This window comes from Pseudomonas sp. RP-B7 (assembly GCF_059803535.1).
In genome coordinates this window covers 150,005-164,396 of sequence record NZ_JAPFHC010000002.1, presented here as the reverse complement: position 1 = coordinate 164,396, position 14,392 = coordinate 150,005, and the positions used below count along the sequence as shown (strand labels likewise).

General features: G+C 60.9%; 14 protein-coding genes. 9 read left to right on the top strand and 5 right to left on the bottom strand.

From position 1 onward, the window contains the following. The first annotated feature begins 19 nt into the window (after positions 1 to 19). From cobU to OPU96_RS03520, 7 genes are all read left to right on the top strand, one after another. Complete coding sequence (gene cobU, locus OPU96_RS03550; protein WP_226454971.1) at positions 20 to 541, top strand: bifunctional adenosylcobinamide kinase/adenosylcobinamide-phosphate guanylyltransferase; 522 nt, start codon at positions 20 to 22, stop codon at positions 539 to 541. Then, a complete protein-coding gene (cobT, locus tag OPU96_RS03545; RefSeq protein WP_498558654.1) occupies positions 538 to 1,593 on the top strand; it encodes a nicotinate-nucleotide--dimethylbenzimidazole phosphoribosyltransferase in 1,056 nt (351 codons plus the stop codon). Before cobU ends, cobT begins: the two co-directional genes overlap by 4 nt. Further along, a complete protein-coding gene (gene cobC, locus OPU96_RS03540) occupies positions 1,590 to 2,165 on the top strand; it encodes an alpha-ribazole phosphatase family protein (RefSeq protein ID WP_226454973.1) in 576 nt (191 codons plus the stop codon). The genes cobT and cobC overlap by 4 nt, the downstream gene beginning before the upstream one ends. Before the next feature lie 2 nt (positions 2,166 to 2,167). Next, on the top strand, positions 2,168 to 2,896 hold the full coding sequence (locus OPU96_RS03535; RefSeq protein ID WP_498558653.1) for an adenosylcobinamide-GDP ribazoletransferase: 729 nt from the start codon (positions 2,168 to 2,170) through the stop codon (positions 2,894 to 2,896). Between the two features lie 42 nt (positions 2,897 to 2,938). Beyond that, on the top strand, positions 2,939 to 3,343 hold the full coding sequence (locus OPU96_RS03530; RefSeq protein WP_192297048.1) for a MarR family winged helix-turn-helix transcriptional regulator: 405 nt from the start codon (positions 2,939 to 2,941) through the stop codon (positions 3,341 to 3,343). Between the two features lie 63 nt (positions 3,344 to 3,406). Beyond that, complete coding sequence (locus OPU96_RS03525; RefSeq protein WP_226455219.1) at positions 3,407 to 4,606, top strand: MFS transporter; 1,200 nt, start codon at positions 3,407 to 3,409, stop codon at positions 4,604 to 4,606. A gap of 149 nt (positions 4,607 to 4,755) precedes the next feature. Then, positions 4,756 to 5,304, top strand: coding sequence for a glutathione peroxidase (locus tag OPU96_RS03520; RefSeq protein WP_226454975.1), 549 nt, complete (start codon positions 4,756 to 4,758; stop codon positions 5,302 to 5,304). Between the two features lie 65 nt (positions 5,305 to 5,369). On the opposite strand, the gene OPU96_RS03515 is transcribed toward OPU96_RS03520, so the two are convergent. The 4 genes from OPU96_RS03515 to OPU96_RS03500 all read right to left on the bottom strand — a co-directional run bounded on the left by OPU96_RS03515 (position 5,370) and on the right by OPU96_RS03500 (position 8,533). Then, entirely contained in the window at positions 5,370 to 6,647 is a 1,278-nt protein-coding gene (locus OPU96_RS03515) for an OmpP1/FadL family transporter (protein WP_498558652.1), read from the bottom strand. Positions 6,648 to 6,793: 146 nt separating this feature from the next. After that, positions 6,794 to 7,276: a hypothetical protein gene (locus tag OPU96_RS03510; RefSeq protein WP_192297045.1), complete on the bottom strand. Its 483-nt coding sequence runs from the start codon at positions 7,274 to 7,276 to the stop codon at positions 6,794 to 6,796. A 283-nt stretch (positions 7,277 to 7,559) separates the two neighbouring features. Then, complete coding sequence (locus OPU96_RS03505) at positions 7,560 to 7,784, bottom strand: hypothetical protein (RefSeq protein ID WP_005790139.1); 225 nt, start codon at positions 7,782 to 7,784, stop codon at positions 7,560 to 7,562. Between the two features lie 443 nt (positions 7,785 to 8,227). Then, positions 8,228 to 8,533 carry a hypothetical protein gene (locus OPU96_RS03500; protein ID WP_226454977.1) on the bottom strand — a complete coding sequence of 102 codons (306 nt, stop codon included), beginning with the start codon at positions 8,531 to 8,533 and terminating at the stop codon, positions 8,228 to 8,230. Positions 8,534 to 8,990: 457 nt separating this feature from the next. Here OPU96_RS03500 and OPU96_RS03495 point away from each other — a divergent pair, with 457 nt between their 5' ends. Further along, a complete protein-coding gene (locus OPU96_RS03495; protein WP_192297043.1) occupies positions 8,991 to 9,314 on the top strand; it encodes an SEL1-like repeat protein in 324 nt (107 codons plus the stop codon). A gap of 61 nt (positions 9,315 to 9,375) precedes the next feature. Next, complete coding sequence (locus tag OPU96_RS03490) at positions 9,376 to 10,854, top strand: DNA recombination protein RmuC (protein ID WP_412547860.1); 1,479 nt, start codon at positions 9,376 to 9,378, stop codon at positions 10,852 to 10,854. Positions 10,855 to 10,888: 34 nt separating this feature from the next. Here OPU96_RS03490 and OPU96_RS03485 read toward each other — a convergent pair whose 3' ends face one another. Then, positions 10,889 to 14,359, bottom strand: coding sequence for a hybrid sensor histidine kinase/response regulator (locus tag OPU96_RS03485; protein ID WP_498558651.1), 3,471 nt, complete (start codon positions 14,357 to 14,359; stop codon positions 10,889 to 10,891). Between the last annotated feature and the right edge of the window lie 33 nt (positions 14,360 to 14,392).

Genomic DNA, 14,392 nt, shown 5'->3' with positions numbered 1-14,392 from the left:
CACAGGAAGGTGTGACCTTATGCTGCAACTGATCCTCGGCGGCGCCCGCTCCGGCAAAAGCCGTCTCGCCGAAAAGCTCGCCAGCGACAGCGCGTTGCCGGTCATCTACATCGCCACCAGCCAGCCGCTGGACGGTGAGATGAACGAACGCGTCGCCCTGCATCGCCAGCGTCGCCCCGACCACTGGGGGCTGATCGAAGAACCCGTCGAACTCGCCCGCGTCCTGCGCGAAAACGCCGCCGCCGGCCGCTGCCTGTTGGTGGATTGCCTGACGCTGTGGCTGACCAACCTGCTGATGCTCGAAGACCCCCAGCGCCTGGCGTTCGAGCGCGATCAACTGCTGGAAACCCTGGCCGCGCTGCCGGGTGAAATCATTTTTGTCAGCAACGAGACCGGCCTCGGTGTCGTGCCGCTGGGCGAATTGACTCGCCGCTATGTGGATGAAGCCGGTTGGCTGCATCAAGCTTTGGCTGAGCGTTGTCAGCGTGTTGTCCTGACGGTTGCCGGCCTGCCCCTGACTTTGAAAGGTACTGCGTTATGACTGACATCTGGTGGCTCAACCCATGTAAGGCGATTGACACTGCGGCGTACGAACAAGCCTTGGCGCGTCAGCAGCAACTGACCAAACCGGCGGGTTCCCTTGGCCAGCTGGAAGCGTTGGCCGTGCAATTGGCCGGCTTGCAGGGGCAGGTCAAACCTTCGGTGGATCAACTGTGGATCGCGATCTTTGCCGGTGATCATGGTGTGGTCGCCGAAGGCGTGTCGGCGTTTCCCCAGGAAGTCACCGGGCAGATGCTGCATAACTTTGTCACCGGCGGTGCCGCTATCAGCGTACTGGCGCGGCAGTTGGACGCGCAGTTGGAAGTGATCGACCTCGGCACGGTCACGCCGTCGCTGAACCTGCCTGGGGTACGTCACCTGAACATCGGCGCGGGCACCGCCAACTTCGTCAACGGCCCGGCGATGACTGGAGCCCAGGGGCGGTTGGCGTTGCAAGCCGGTCGTGACAGTGCGCGTCGCGCACTGGCGAGCGGTGCGCAGTTGTTTATCGGCGGTGAGATGGGCATCGGCAACACCACTGCCGCCAGTGCGCTGGCGCGTGCGTTGCTCGATTGCCCGGTCAGCGATCTGACGGGGCCGGGCACCGGCTTGAATGCCCAAGGCGTCAGTCACAAGGTTGCGGTGATCGAGCGGGCACTGGCGGTGCACGCCGGGCAGCGCGATGACGTGTTGCACACCCTGTTCAATCTCGGCGGCTTTGAAATTGCAGCGCTGGTCGGCGCATACCTGGCCTGCGCCCAGGAAGGCATCGTGGTGCTGGTGGACGGGTTTATCTGCAGCGTCGCCGCGCTGGTGGCCACACGCCTGAACCCGGGCTGCCGCGAATGGCTGGTGTTCGGCCACCGGGGCGCCGAGCCAGGCCATCGTCTCGTGCTGCAAAGCCTCGACGCCCAGCCGCTGCTGGAGCTCGGCCTGCGCCTGGGCGAAGGTAGCGGTGCGGCCCTGGCGGTGCCATTGTTGCGCCTGGCGTGTGCCTTGCACGGCCAGATGGCCACCTTCGCCGAAGCCGCCGTGGCAGACCGCCCGGCATGACTTTGCACCTGGACCTGTTGCGCCACGGCGAGACCGAGCTGGGCGGCGGCCTGCGCGGCAGCCTGGACGACGCGCTGACCGCCAAGGGCTGGGAGCAGATGCGCGCCGCCGTGGTGGCCCAGGGGCCGTGGCATCGGCTGGTCAGCTCGCCTTTGCAGCGTTGCGCCCGTTTTGCCGAAGAGTTGGGCGCTCAGTTGCAGGTGCCGGTCAGCCTGGAGCCGGATCTGCAAGAGCTGCACTTCGGCGCCTGGGAAGGCCAAAGTGCTGCGGCGCTGATGGAGACCGATGCCGAAGCGCTCGGCTTGTTCTGGGCAGATCCCTACAGCTTTACACCGCCTGAGGGCGAGGCGGTCAGCGACTTTTCCGACCGCGTTCTGGGTGCCGTCGCACGCTTGCATCAAGCGCACGCCGGTGAGCGGGTGTTGTTGGTCAGTCACGGCGGCGTGATGCGCTTGTTGCTGGCGCGGGCGCGGGGCTTGCCCCGTGAGCAATTGCTGAATGTCGAAGTCGGCCATGGCGCGCTGTTCAATCTGCAGGTCGCGGCTGACGGCGTGCTGAAGGAAGGAATCTGACGATGTTGCCGTTCTGGATCGCCCTGCAATTTCTCAGTAGCTTGCCGATTCGCCTACCGGGCATGCCGCAGCCGCAGGAGCTGGGGCGCTCGTTGCTGTTTTATCCGCTGGTCGGCCTGTTGTTCGGCTCGCTGTTGTGGGGCTTGAACGCGTTGTTGATGGGCGCCCCGTTGTTGCTGCATGCCGCGTTGTTGCTGACCGCCTGGGTGTTGCTCAGTGGCGGCTTGCACCTCGATGGCCTGGCCGACAGCGCCGATGCCTGGCTTGGTGGCTTCGGCGACCGCGAGCGCACGCTGACCATCATGAAGGACCCGCGCAGTGGGCCGATTGCCGTGGTCACGCTGGGTCTGGTGCTGCTGCTCAAGTTCACCGCGCTGGTGGCGTTGATCGAGCAGCATAACGGCGCAGCGCTGATCCTGGCGCCACTGATCGGGCGCGCATCGATGCTGGGCTTGTTCCTGACCACGCGCTACGTGCGTGCCGGCGGGTTGGGGCAGGCGCTGTCGGATCATTTACCGAGAGTTGTGGCCCAACAGGTGCTGATCCTCAGTGGCTTGGCGTGCCTGCTGATCGGTGGTTTCAGCGGCGGGATCGCGGTGCTGCTCGCGGCGCTATGTTTTGTCGGTTTGCGCCACCTGATGGTCAAGCGCCTCGGTGGCACCACGGGCGACACTGCCGGGGCCTTGCTGGAACTGCTGGAAGTCGCGGTTCTGGTCGGTTTGGCGCTGTAACACTTTCTTGCAAATCCTTAATCGCGGGTATATACACGTTCCATGCTTGCCTCCCAATGTTTATGCACCAACCTGCGACGTGCCGCCCGTGGCGTCAGCAGGCATTACGACGGCGCTCTCGACGGCTTCGGGATCAACGTTGCCCAGTATTCTTTGCTGTGCAACTTGCAGCGTCTGGATCAACCGAGCATTTCCAGCCTGGCGGAAGCCATGGGCCTGGACCGCAGCACCTTGGGGCGCAACCTGCGGGTGCTGGAAGGCGAAGGCCTGGTGCAACTGGTGGAAGGCAATGACCTGCGCAACCGCCTGGTACTGTTGACCGAGGCCGGTGCGCAACGATTAGCCGCGGCGTTACCGGCGTGGGAAGCAGCGCAGCAGAAATTGATCGATCAACTCGGCGCAGATAAACGCGAAACCTTGTTGGCCTTGCTGGACGAACTCGCCTGACGGCGGGTCTGTTCCAATACAAGCGGGTATATACCCGCGAACGGAGAATAAGAAATGACCTCGATGTGGCGCACCAGTGGTTGGATCCTTGTGGGGAGTGCGCTGATCCTGGCGTTGTCCTTGGGCGTGCGGCATGGCTTCGGCCTGTTCCTGGCACCGATGAGCGCCGAATTCGGTTGGGGGCGCGGCACCTTCGCCCTGGCTATCGCCTTGCAGAATCTGGTGTGGGGCCTGGCGCAGCCGTTTGCCGGTGCGTTGGCGGACCGTTTCGGTGCGACCAAAGTGGTGTTTGTCGGTGGGGTGCTGTACGCCGTGGGCCTGGTATTCATGGGCTTGTCCGACTCGGCGTGGTCGTTATCCCTCAGTGCAGGCTTGCTGATTGGTATCGGCCTGTCCGGCACCTCATTTTCGGTGATTCTCGGCGTGGTTGGCCGTGCCGTCGCGCCGGAAAAACGCAGTATGGCGATGGGGATCGCGAGCGCGGCCGGTTCGTTTGGCCAGTTCGCCATGGTGCCAGGCACTTTGGGTTTGATCAGTTGGTTGGGCTGGTCCGCTGCGTTGCTGGCGTTGGGCCTGATGGTGGCGTTGATTCTGCCGCTGGTCGGCATGCTCAAGGATCGCCCGCTGCCGGCGATGGCGGGTCAGCAAACCTTGGGCGAAGCGTTGAAAGAAGCGTGCGGCCACTCAGGGTTTTGGCTGCTGGCGTTTGGTTTTTTCGTCTGCGGCTTCCAGGTCGTGTTTATCGGCGTGCATCTGCCGGCCTACCTGGTGGACCAACATCTGCCTGCAACCACAGGTACCACGGTGCTGGCGTTGATTGGCCTGTTCAATATCATCGGCACCTACACCGCTGGCTGGCTCGGTGGGCGTATGTCCAAACCGCGCTTGTTGACCGCGTTGTATCTGCTGCGCGCCGTGGTCATCGTCTTGTTCCTGTGGGCGCCGGTGACCCAGGCCAGCGCCTACCTGTTCGGCATGGCGATGGGCTTGTTGTGGCTGTCCACCGTGCCGCTGACCAACGGCACGGTCGCGACGCTATTTGGCGTACGAAATCTCTCGATGCTTGGCGGGATTGTGTTCCTGTTCCATCAGATCGGTTCCTTCCTTGGTGGTTGGCTGGGCGGGGTGGTCTATGATCGAACCGGTAACTACGATTTGATCTGGCAGGGCGCAATCGCGTTGAGCCTGCTCGCGGCGGCATTGAATTGGCCCGTGCGCGAGCGGCCGGTGGCACGTTTGCAGGCGCAGATGGAGGCGGCATGAGCATAGCGGCAAGGGGTTTGCTGATCGCGGCGGGGTTGGTCCTGACGCTGCTCGCCTGGTGGGGTTGGCAGCACGGTGGCCTGGCGTTGATGCAACTGGGTATGTCGATCTGTTAAGTTCGGACTCTGACTTTTTCAAGGACACACGACATGCAGATGCGCTGGCTCGCTGTACCCGTGCTGATGGCGATTGGCAGTGCCGCAATGGCCGCCGATTGCCCGCCGTTGCTGGAGGGCCAATTGCCCAAGCTGCGGGCCAAGGAATCCATCGACTTGTGCCAGCGTTTTGCTGGAAAGCCCCTGGTGATCGTCAATACCGCGAGCTTCTGTGGGTTCGCCCCGCAGTTCAAAGGCCTAGAAGCCTTGTATCAACGTTACAAGGATCAAGGGCTGGAAGTGATCGGTGTGCCTTCAGATGACTTCAAGCAAGAGGCCAAGACCGGCGAGGAGACTGCCAAGGTCTGCTACGTGAATTACGGCGTGACCTTCACCATGACCGAACCGCAGAAGGTCAAGGGGCCGGATGCGGTGCATTTGTTCAAGGTATTGGCGCAGCAGAGTAATGCGCCGAAGTGGAATTTCTACAAGTATGTGGTCGACCGCCAGGGCAAGGTGATTGCTGATTTTTCCAGCCTGACCAAGCCGGACAGCCCGGATTTGATCGAAGCGGTGGAGAAGGCGTTGGCTTCGAAGCCCTGATCGTCAGCCATCAAAAAGCCCCGCCTCCTTTGCAGGAGAGCGGGGCTTTTTTGCGCGGTTCTGAATCAGAACTTGTAAGTCATGCCCAGGCCGAAACCGTTGGCACTGTTTTCATACTTGGCGCGGTAGCTCGACGGCGCGGCGGTGTTGTTCACCTTCACGTCCTCTTCCTTCAGGTAGGAATACGCCAGGTCGATGGTCATGTTGTCCATGACTGCGTAGCCCAGGCCAACGCTGAAAATCGTCCGGTCGCCGGTAGGGATACGTGGCGAGCGGTCCTGGTTGTTGGTTGGCGACTGGTCGAAGGTCAGGCCGGTACGCAGCACAACCTGCTTGGTCAGCTGGTACGAGGTGCCCACGGCGTAAGCCCAGGTGTCGTGCCAGTCTTGTTTCTCGGTGATGCTGCTGATTCGGCTCGGGGCGAGAATGCCGCCGTTGGCTCCGGTCACGCCTTCGTTGTTGACGGTGATCTCTTTCAGGCGGCTCCAGCGAGTCCAGGTGGTACCGGCGTAGAGTTTCCAGGCGTCAGTCAGGTCTTGAGTGACCGACAGGTCGTAGGATTCCGGAGTCTCGATTTTCAGCGAGGCGTCGTAACGGTTGTTACGCAGGAAGCCTTGAGTCTGCGCTGGGCCGCTGACGGTGGTGTGGCCTTCCAGCTTGTAGTTGACCTTGGAGTGGTAGGTCAGGCCGACGCGGGTGGTATCGGTTGCCTGGACCAGCACGCCGATGTTGAAGCCCAGCGCGGTGTCGTCACCCTTGATCTTGACGTTGGTGTCGGGAAGTGCCGCGTTAAGGGTTTTTTCCGATTCCAGTACCCCGGAGATCCGGTTGATGGTCGGACCGAAACCGATGGACACGCGGTCGTTGAAGGCATAGCTGACAGTTGGCTGGAAGGTCATCACCTTCACTTCGCTCTTGCTGCCGAAACCACGGCCCTGGAAGCCGTTTTCATAGTCGGTGACCAGGCCGAACGGTGCGTACACGCCGAAGCCGACAGCCCACTGATCGTTGAGTTTGTTGGTGTAGAAACCGAAAGGTACGGCGGTGAATGGAACCATGTCACCTTTGTTGGAGCCGCTGGAAACGCCACCCGTATCCTTGATATTGGTCGACGCATCGATAGCCGCAACACCACCGGTGACTTGCTGGCCATTCAGGCGGGACATACCGGCAGGGTTACCGTAGACAGTGCTTGCATCATCGGCAGAAGAGGAGCGACCTGCGAAACCCGTACCCATCCCGCTGACGCTCTGTTCGTTGAGTGCGAAACCGCTTGCGAACAGTTGGGAGGATGCCATGGCAACGGCGAGGCTAAGTGTGGTCTTGAGCATTACTTTTTTCATTATTAGAACTCCGTGGTGATCACCGCTGCGGAAAGTATCAATAAATCTCACATCGCGCTATAGGCTGTAATGCAGGAGATAGAGCGGTTTTGTAGGACAATCCGACCAAAATTCGGGTTTTTTGGCGAATCTTGCAAATTGCCCGGTCAGCAAACCGCGTGATTCATGGGTGAAACACAGGTTTGCCAGGTTTGCGTGAAATCGCGCAGCCTTCCTTGGGGATGAAATATTTCTTTCCAGATACGTGCCATGGCTAAAACATCGCCGGGAGGGGGCAGGGCGGGGTGATGTTGTTCCACCAATAGCCAGGCAATGGCGGTGGCGTAACGCAGGTTTACGGTGAGTTCCAGTTGGGGAGCACTGAGAAAGGCATGTTGGCTGGCCAAGCCGCGTACCAGGCTGGCGCGTTCGGGGTCCAGCGCCAGGTAGTTGTCCCACAGGGCGCGATGGCGAGGTTCGGTGATGCTGTACAGGCCATGGCCGCGCCGGTCGTGCAAGGCGGAGCCGAGTTCCGACTGGCTGGCCGCGATGCCCAGTAGCAGGGCTTCAGCCGTCTGGTTGTGGCGGCCCAGGTACATCAACGTTGGCCGGATCACATAACGACACAATTCGCTGGCAGCGATACCCATACAAGCCTCAATCCGTGACGGAAGTGGTCGACGAGGCCTGAGAGGTGGGGGCTTGGCAGCGGTGGATCGGATCTCAGGCTCGCCGGAAGCGGATCATGCCGCTTGAGTTGAAGTGTAGTGTCATATTCATGATGTAAAGGACTGTTTTTAAAACATCTTATTCATTTAGTTATATCGTTTATATCTGTTTGAACTTAGTAAAAAAGCCGAATCTACACATTCAAGGCAATAAAAAACCCTGTGTTTTAAACAGGGTTTTTTGTGTTTCAGCGACTCGGGTCGATCAGGCAGTCAGTGCCTGACGGGTACGCTCGATCACGGCCTGCAGCGGCTCGGCGCTGGAGTATTGATCGGGGTACAGGCGTTCGCTGTGACGAGCGATGCCGTGTTCGTTGACCAGGGTGAAGCTGAAGCAGCCTTTGCGAGCAGCCATGATCAGGCAATTCATTGGTGCAAAAGCGTTGGTGAGGGTGCGAATGGCATCCTGAGTATGGATTTGAGCGTTCATATTATTGGTGTTCCTACAAATGACACGGATAAGAACCGTGCAACGTTAAAACGTTCCAGTAACGTTGATCACCATTGATCAAACGAAGAACCCGACTGGAACAAAGCAGCCAGTTTGAAGCGCTAATAAGTTAGGCGCGCTTGGGCTGGCAGGTAGGTACTTAGGAGGGCAGGCAACACAACAGGGGCAAAGGTTCTGGGCCCAGGGTGAAGATCCTGATCAATTTGCAGGTTGGTTCGGTCAGAGTATTGAAACTTCGCGGCACCCTTTGCTTGTTCAAAGGCAGTGTCGTCGCAAGTGATACCTGGAAACCATCGAGGTGGTCGGTCCCGCGTTGTTCGGGGGAGTTGTTCGACCAGAATTGACTTTCAGCTTGGTACTAACGCCGCGGATAGTAACGGATTGAAACAAGGAAAGAAAGTGTGCTAGCCAAAAAACTTCAATCAACCCCCTATCAGGCTGCGATAGATCAGCACCGTAGCGGCTGCGGCCAGGGAGCAACCCAAGGCGTACGCCGCCAGGGTCAGGCGCCAGGACTGGCCGGCTTCAATCACCTGCATCACGTCGCGCATGTCGTTGATCCTGCCGTCACCCAACTCGATGCACAGGCTTATGGCAGTAAAGGCGGCCGACAGCAGGATGGCGATGGCAAACAACGCGCCGTCAGGCGCGGGCAGGGCCGCGTTGATGCCCAGGGCGGTTGCGCAGATTGCGAGCAGCAGGAGTGCGAATAACAGAATTCCTTTCATGGGCGGTGCACGCTTGCGTTATGGGTAGAGCAGTGTGGCCAGCCTGTATCGATTTGGAAAGTCCTCCCACGCGACTCGCCGGTAACGTTTTTCGTAGAAGTCGCAGCAAAAAAAGCCGCCGATATAACCGTCTGATCGGGACTTGTGCACATTAGTTGCGGAGTGTGTAACCAACCTGTCAACTCCTTAGCAGGGCCGCCTTTAGCCTGCAATGGAAATTTAAGTCAATGAAAAATCTCGCTTTTTTTAATTGGTGAAAAAATCGTCAGTTTGACTGCGGCCCCCGTTCCACGGGCCTTTGCGCGGGTTAAAGGGGGGTTGTCCACTGAGTTATCCACAGCTTCTGTGGATTGTCCCTAGCGCTTGCTCTAGAACGGGCGTGCTGAGATTTTTCAGCTTTACCTGTACGAAAAAAAGAGTAGAGTGGCGCGCCTTCCGATCTGCCCCACAGTGCTTTATGAAGTTTCGCTCAGTATCACCTTCTGTTACCGACACCCCCCAGACTGTTACCGCACCCAAGCGTTTCTCCTTGAAGGTTGCCTTGTGGCTGCTCGACAGCCCGCGCCTGGGGCACAGCACCAACGTCAAACACTTCGCCGGGCGTTTGCTCAAGCAGCCTGCCCGTGATGGCGTGGTGGCCGCCCAGAGCCGCCTGGGCCAGCTGATGTGCCGTGAATGCGGTAACGCCCGCGACCGCCGCATCGGCCATGACCTATTGCGCCAGGCTGCCCGCGCCGGTGATCGTCGCGCCCAACGCGAACTGGGCCAGGTCGAAGACTGAGCTGTCGTCAGACCCTATGCTCCGTTAACCTTGCTCTTTTTCGGTAATGGCAGAAATGGCTATGGTTTTTGACTGGACCAGTGTTGCCCTGGGCCTTGCTGGCGCCGCGTTGCCTCTGTTGGCCGTGTGCTGGCAGCTTCAACGGCGGCTGACCGCCCGCACCACCGGCTGGGAGCTGCTCGAAGAGCGCCTGGCGACTGCGCAACTGGCCCAGGAAGGCCTGGCGGCTCAACTGGACGCCAGTCGCGACGAAATCAGCGACCTGAGCCACGCCAACGCCGCCAAGCAAGCTGACTTGGCCGCCTTGCGCCGTGAAGTCGAACTGTTGCAGATCGACCGCGACAATGCCCGCGACGCCGCCCACGCCTGGAACCTCGACCGCAACGCCAAGGACACCGAGCTACGCCGCCTCGATGCACTGTCGGCGGCCTTGCGCGCCGAGTTGCGCGAGCAACAGGACAGCCACCAGCAACGCCTCACTGACCTGCAAGGTTCGCGTGACGAGCTGCGTGCGCAGTTCGCCGAACTGGCCGGCAAGATCTTCGATGAGCGCGAACAGCGCTTTGCCGAGACCAGCCAGGAACGCCTCGGCCAGTTGCTCGACCCGTTGAAGGAACGCATTCAATCCTTCGAAAAACGTGTGGAAGAAAGCTATCAGAATGAAGCCCGCGAGCGCTTTTCCCTGGCCAAGGAACTGGAGCGCCTACAGCAACTGAACCTGCGTCTGTCGGACGAGGCCACCAACCTGACCCGCGCCCTCAAGGGCCAGAAAACCCAGGGCAACTGGGGCGAACTGATCCTTGAGCGGGTGCTGGAGCACGCTGGCCTGGAGAAGGGCCGTGAATACCAGACTCAGGTCAGCCTCAAGGGCCCGGACGGTGAGCGCTTCCAGCCCGACGTGCTGATCATGTTGCCCGGCGACAAGCAGGTGGTGGTCGACTCGAAGGTCAGCCTGACCGCCTATCAACAGTATGTCGGCGCGGACGACGAAGTGATCGGCCAAGCGGCGCTCAAGCAACACGTATTGTCCCTGCGCAATCACGTCAAAGGCTTGGCCGGCAAGGATTACAAGCGCCTCGAAGGCTTGCATAGCCTGGATTTCGTATTGTTGTTCGTGCCGATCGAGGCGGCGTTTTCCGCCGCGCTGCAGGCTGAACCGAACCTGTTCCAGGAAGCGTTCGACCGCCATATCGTGATCGTCAGCCCGACCACTTTGCTCGCCACCTTGCGGGTGATTGACAGCCTGTGGAAGCAGGAGCGTCAGAGCCAGAACGCCCGTGAAATCGCCGAGCGTGCCGGTTGGCTGTACGACAAGTTCGTGTTGTTTATCCAGGACCTGGATGAAGTAGGCAATCGTCTGCAGCAGTTGGATAAGGCTTACAGCTCGGCGCGGAACAAGCTTACAGATGGCCGCGGAAATCTGGTCAGCCGTACCGAGCAGTTAAAGTTGCTTGGTGCGCGTGCCAGCAAAAGTCTCCCTGCCGACCTGCTGGAACGGGCAATGACCGATTCCGATGGCGTTGCCCATCTGCCTGAATAAACCCCGCCCACAATTCCGATCGAGCACGGCCTGGCTACAGTGGCAAATGCCTACTCAGCAACGCGCGCAACGCCGCCGGCTTCACCGGCTTGGCCAGATAATCCAGCCCGGCCGCGTGCACCTCGGCCACCATCTCCGGACGGCCATCGGCGCTGATCACCACGCCGGGAATCGGCTCGGCCAATTGCGCGCGCAACCAACCCATCAACTCGGTGCCGGTTTCGCCATGGTCCAGGTGGTAATCCACCAAGGCCAGTTGCGGACGCACGCCGTCTGCCAGCAGTGCCGCGCATTGCGCCTGGTCGGTAGCCGTCCACACCTGGCAGCCCCAACGACTCAGCAGGCTGCGCATGCCGATCAGGATGCTCTCTTCGTTGTCCACGCACAGCACTTGCGCGCCACTCAGCGGCTGGCCGTTCTCCAGTGTCGCCAACACCCGTGGGCTGGCCTGGTTGCGCGCCAACGGCACACTGACGCTGAACACACTGCCCTTGCCCGGCCAGGAGCGCACGCGCAACGGGTGGCCCAGTACGCGACACAAGCCATCGGCAATTGCCAGGCCCAGGCCCAGGCCCTTTTCCGCGCGGGTCTGGTGGCTGTCGAGACGCTTGAACTCTTCGAAGATCACCTTCTGTTTATCCAGTGGAATGCCGGGGCCACGGTCCCAGACTTCCAGGCATAGCTCGCCCTCGCGGCGACGTACGCCAAGCAGCACCGGGCCGTCGGCATAGCGGAAGGCGTTGGTGAGAAAATTCTGCAAGATTCGCCGCAGCAGCTTGATGTCGCTGTCCACCCGCAAACGGCTGCCGCGCACGCGAAAGCGCAAGCCTTGTTCCTGGGCCAGGGCCTTGAACTCGGCGCCGAGGGTGTCGAACAGCTCATTGAGTGCAAAGGGTTGGCGCTGCGGGTTGATCTTGCCGTTTTCCAGGCGCGAGATGTCCAGCAGGTCGCTGATCAGGTCCTCGGCGGAACGCAGCGAGCTGTCCAGATGCTGCACCAATTGCCGGGCTTCACTGGACATGCCGTCGTTCTGGTGTGACAGCGCGGCGGAAAACAGCCGGGCGGCGTTGAGTGGTTGCATCAGGTCATGGCTGACCGCCGCGAGGAAACGGGTCTTCGACTGGCTGGCGGATTCGGCCACGCCCTTGGCGTCAGTGAGTGCCACGTTGAGCTGCGACAGTTCATGGGTGCGCTCGGTCACCCGCTGCTCAAGGCCCTCGTTGGCCTCAGTGAGCGCTTGCTCGGCTTCGCGGAACGCGGTGATGTCGGTGAAGCTCATGACGAAACCACCGCCAGGCATCGGGTTGCCGATCAGCTCGATCACCCGCCCGTTGGGGAACAAGCGCTCTGAGGTGTGCGCGCGGCCCTGGCGCATCCAGTGCAGGCGACGCGCCACATGGACTTCGGCCTCACCCGGCCCGCACAGGCCGCGCTCGGCGTTGTAACGGATGATGTCGGCAATCGGCCGGCCGACGCTGATCAGGCCTTCCGGGTAGTTGAACAGCTCCAGGTAGCGCCGGTTCCACGCCACCAACTTGAGAGACTGGTCCACCACGCTGATGCCCTGGGTAATGTTTTCAATCGCACCTTGCAGCAGGGCCCGGTTGAATTGCAGCACCTCGGAGGCTTCGTCGGCGATACGTACGACGTCCTCCAGTTGCATTTCCCGACCTTCAATCGCGGCTTTTACTACAGCGCGTGTCGACGAAGCGCCGAGCACACCGGCCAGCAGGCGTTCGGTGTGGGCGATCCAATCGTTGTCGGCGTTCTGGTTGGGGTTGAAGCCTTTGCCCTGGCGATAGGCGAAGCGGATAAAACTCTGCTGGGCGCGTTCTTCGCCGACAAAACGTGCGGCCAGGCTGAGCAGGTCGCTGATCTGTACCGACAGCATCGAGCGTGCGTTGGCGCGCTGGCTGATTTCCTGGCCGATAAAACGCCCAGCCTGCCAGTGCTCGGACACCCGTGTGCGCGACAGCATCGACACCCACACGAACAGCGTGAAGTTGCCTGCCAGGGAGAACACGGTGCCCAGGGTCAATGAGGTCACGGACAAGCCAAACGGATGGGAGTGCATCCACGTCAGGCCAGGGAAAAGACTTAGCGACCAGCCGAGACTTTTCGCCGTCACAGGTAGGACCAGGGTGTAGAACCACAGGAAAGTCCCCGCCGCCAAGCCGGCAAACACGCCGCGCCGGTTGGCCTGCTTCCAATACAACGCACCCAGCATCGCCGGTGCCAGTTGGGTCACGGCGGCAAAGGCGATCTGGCCGATGGTCGCCAGGCTCGCGGTGGAGCCCAGCAAGCGATAGCTCACGTAGGCCAGCAGAAGGATGATCACGATGCTGACCCGGCGTACCGAGAGCATCCAGTGCCGGAACACTTCGAACGGCCGCTCGGCGCTGGAACGGCGCAACAGCCAGGGTAGCAACATGTCGTTGGAGACCATGGTCGACAGGGCGATGCTCGCCACGATCACCATGCCGGTGGCTGCCGAGGCGCCGCCGATAAACGCCAGTACGGCGAGGGCCGGATGCGCTTCGGCCATGGGCAGGCTGATTACGTAGGAGTCCGGCAATACCGAACCGGGCAACAGCATCTTGCCGCCGAGGGCGATAGGGACGACGAACAGTGCGGCGAGGATCAGGTAGGCGGGGAATACCCATTTGGCCAGGCGCAGGTCCTGCGGGTCGATGTTCTCCACCACCGTCACATGGAACTGCCGGGGCAGGCAGATGATCGCCATCATGGCCACGCCGGTCTGCACCACCATCGACGGCCAGTTGACTGTCTCTTTCCAGTATTCGTCGAGGCGCGGTGCAAGCATCGCCTGGCTGAACAGGTCGCCGAAACCGTCATACAGGCCGTAGGTCACAAACGCGCCGACCGCGAGAAAGGCGAACAGCTTGACCAGCGACTCAAACGCAATCGCCAGCACCATGCCACGGTGGTGCTCGGTGGCGTCGAGGTTGCGGGTGCCGAAGACGATGGTGAACAGGGCCAGAACCAGTGACACGATCAGCGCCGTGTCCTGGGCGCGGGTGCCCGTGGTGTCGGCACCTGCGCCGATCAGCAGGTTCACCCCCAGCACGATGCCTTTGAGTTGCAGGGCGATATAGGGCAGTACGCCGACCAGGCAGATCAGCGCCACCACCACGGCCAGGGATTGGGATTTGCCGTAGCGTGCGGCGATAAAGTCGGCGATGGAGGTGATGTTTTCCTGCTTGCTGATCAGGATCATCTTTTGCAGCACCCAAGGTGCCAGCACCAGTAGCAGCACCGGTCCCAGGTAGATCGGTAAAAACGCCCACAACTGTTCGGCAGCTTGCCCTACAGAGCCAAAGAAGGTCCAACTGGTGCAGTAGACTGCCAGCGACAGGCTGTACACCCAGGCACGCATGCGGGGCGGCAGCGGCGCACGGCGGCGGTCACCATAAAAGGCGATGGCGAACATAATGGCCATATAGGCCAGGGCAACGGCGGCGATCAGCCCGCTGGACAGCGTCATGGTAACTCCGAGCATAAGAACGCCCGGGCATTT

Bases quoted from the DNA above. Each gene is read 5' to 3' on its own strand.
- OPU96_RS03525 (WP_226455219.1), top strand. From the start codon at position 3,407: ATGTGGCGCACCAGTGGTTGGATCCTTGTGGGGAGTGCGCTGATCCTG.
- OPU96_RS03510 (WP_192297045.1), bottom strand. From the start codon at position 7,276: ATGGGTATCGCTGCCAGCGAATTGTGTCGTTATGTGATCCGGCCAACG.
- OPU96_RS03495 (WP_192297043.1), top strand. From the start codon at position 8,991: ATGAAGTTTCGCTCAGTATCACCTTCTGTTACCGACACCCCCCAGACT.
- OPU96_RS03490 (WP_412547860.1), top strand. From the start codon at position 9,376: ATGGTTTTTGACTGGACCAGTGTTGCCCTGGGCCTTGCTGGCGCCGCG.
- OPU96_RS03485 (WP_498558651.1), bottom strand. From the start codon at position 14,359: ATGACGCTGTCCAGCGGGCTGATCGCCGCCGTTGCCCTGGCCTATATG.
- cobC (WP_226454973.1), top strand. From the start codon at position 1,590: ATGACTTTGCACCTGGACCTGTTGCGCCACGGCGAGACCGAGCTGGGC.
- OPU96_RS03520 (WP_226454975.1), top strand. From the start codon at position 4,756: ATGCAGATGCGCTGGCTCGCTGTACCCGTGCTGATGGCGATTGGCAGT.
- OPU96_RS03500 (WP_226454977.1), bottom strand. From the start codon at position 8,533: ATGAAAGGAATTCTGTTATTCGCACTCCTGCTGCTCGCAATCTGCGCA.
- OPU96_RS03535 (WP_498558653.1), top strand. From the start codon at position 2,168: ATGTTGCCGTTCTGGATCGCCCTGCAATTTCTCAGTAGCTTGCCGATT.
- OPU96_RS03505 (WP_005790139.1), bottom strand. From the start codon at position 7,784: ATGAACGCTCAAATCCATACTCAGGATGCCATTCGCACCCTCACCAAC.
- OPU96_RS03530 (WP_192297048.1), top strand. From the start codon at position 2,939: ATGCTTGCCTCCCAATGTTTATGCACCAACCTGCGACGTGCCGCCCGT.
- cobU (WP_226454971.1), top strand. From the start codon at position 20: ATGCTGCAACTGATCCTCGGCGGCGCCCGCTCCGGCAAAAGCCGTCTC.
- cobT (WP_498558654.1), top strand. From the start codon at position 538: ATGACTGACATCTGGTGGCTCAACCCATGTAAGGCGATTGACACTGCG.
- OPU96_RS03515 (WP_498558652.1), bottom strand. From the start codon at position 6,647: ATGAAAAAAGTAATGCTCAAGACCACACTTAGCCTCGCCGTTGCCATG.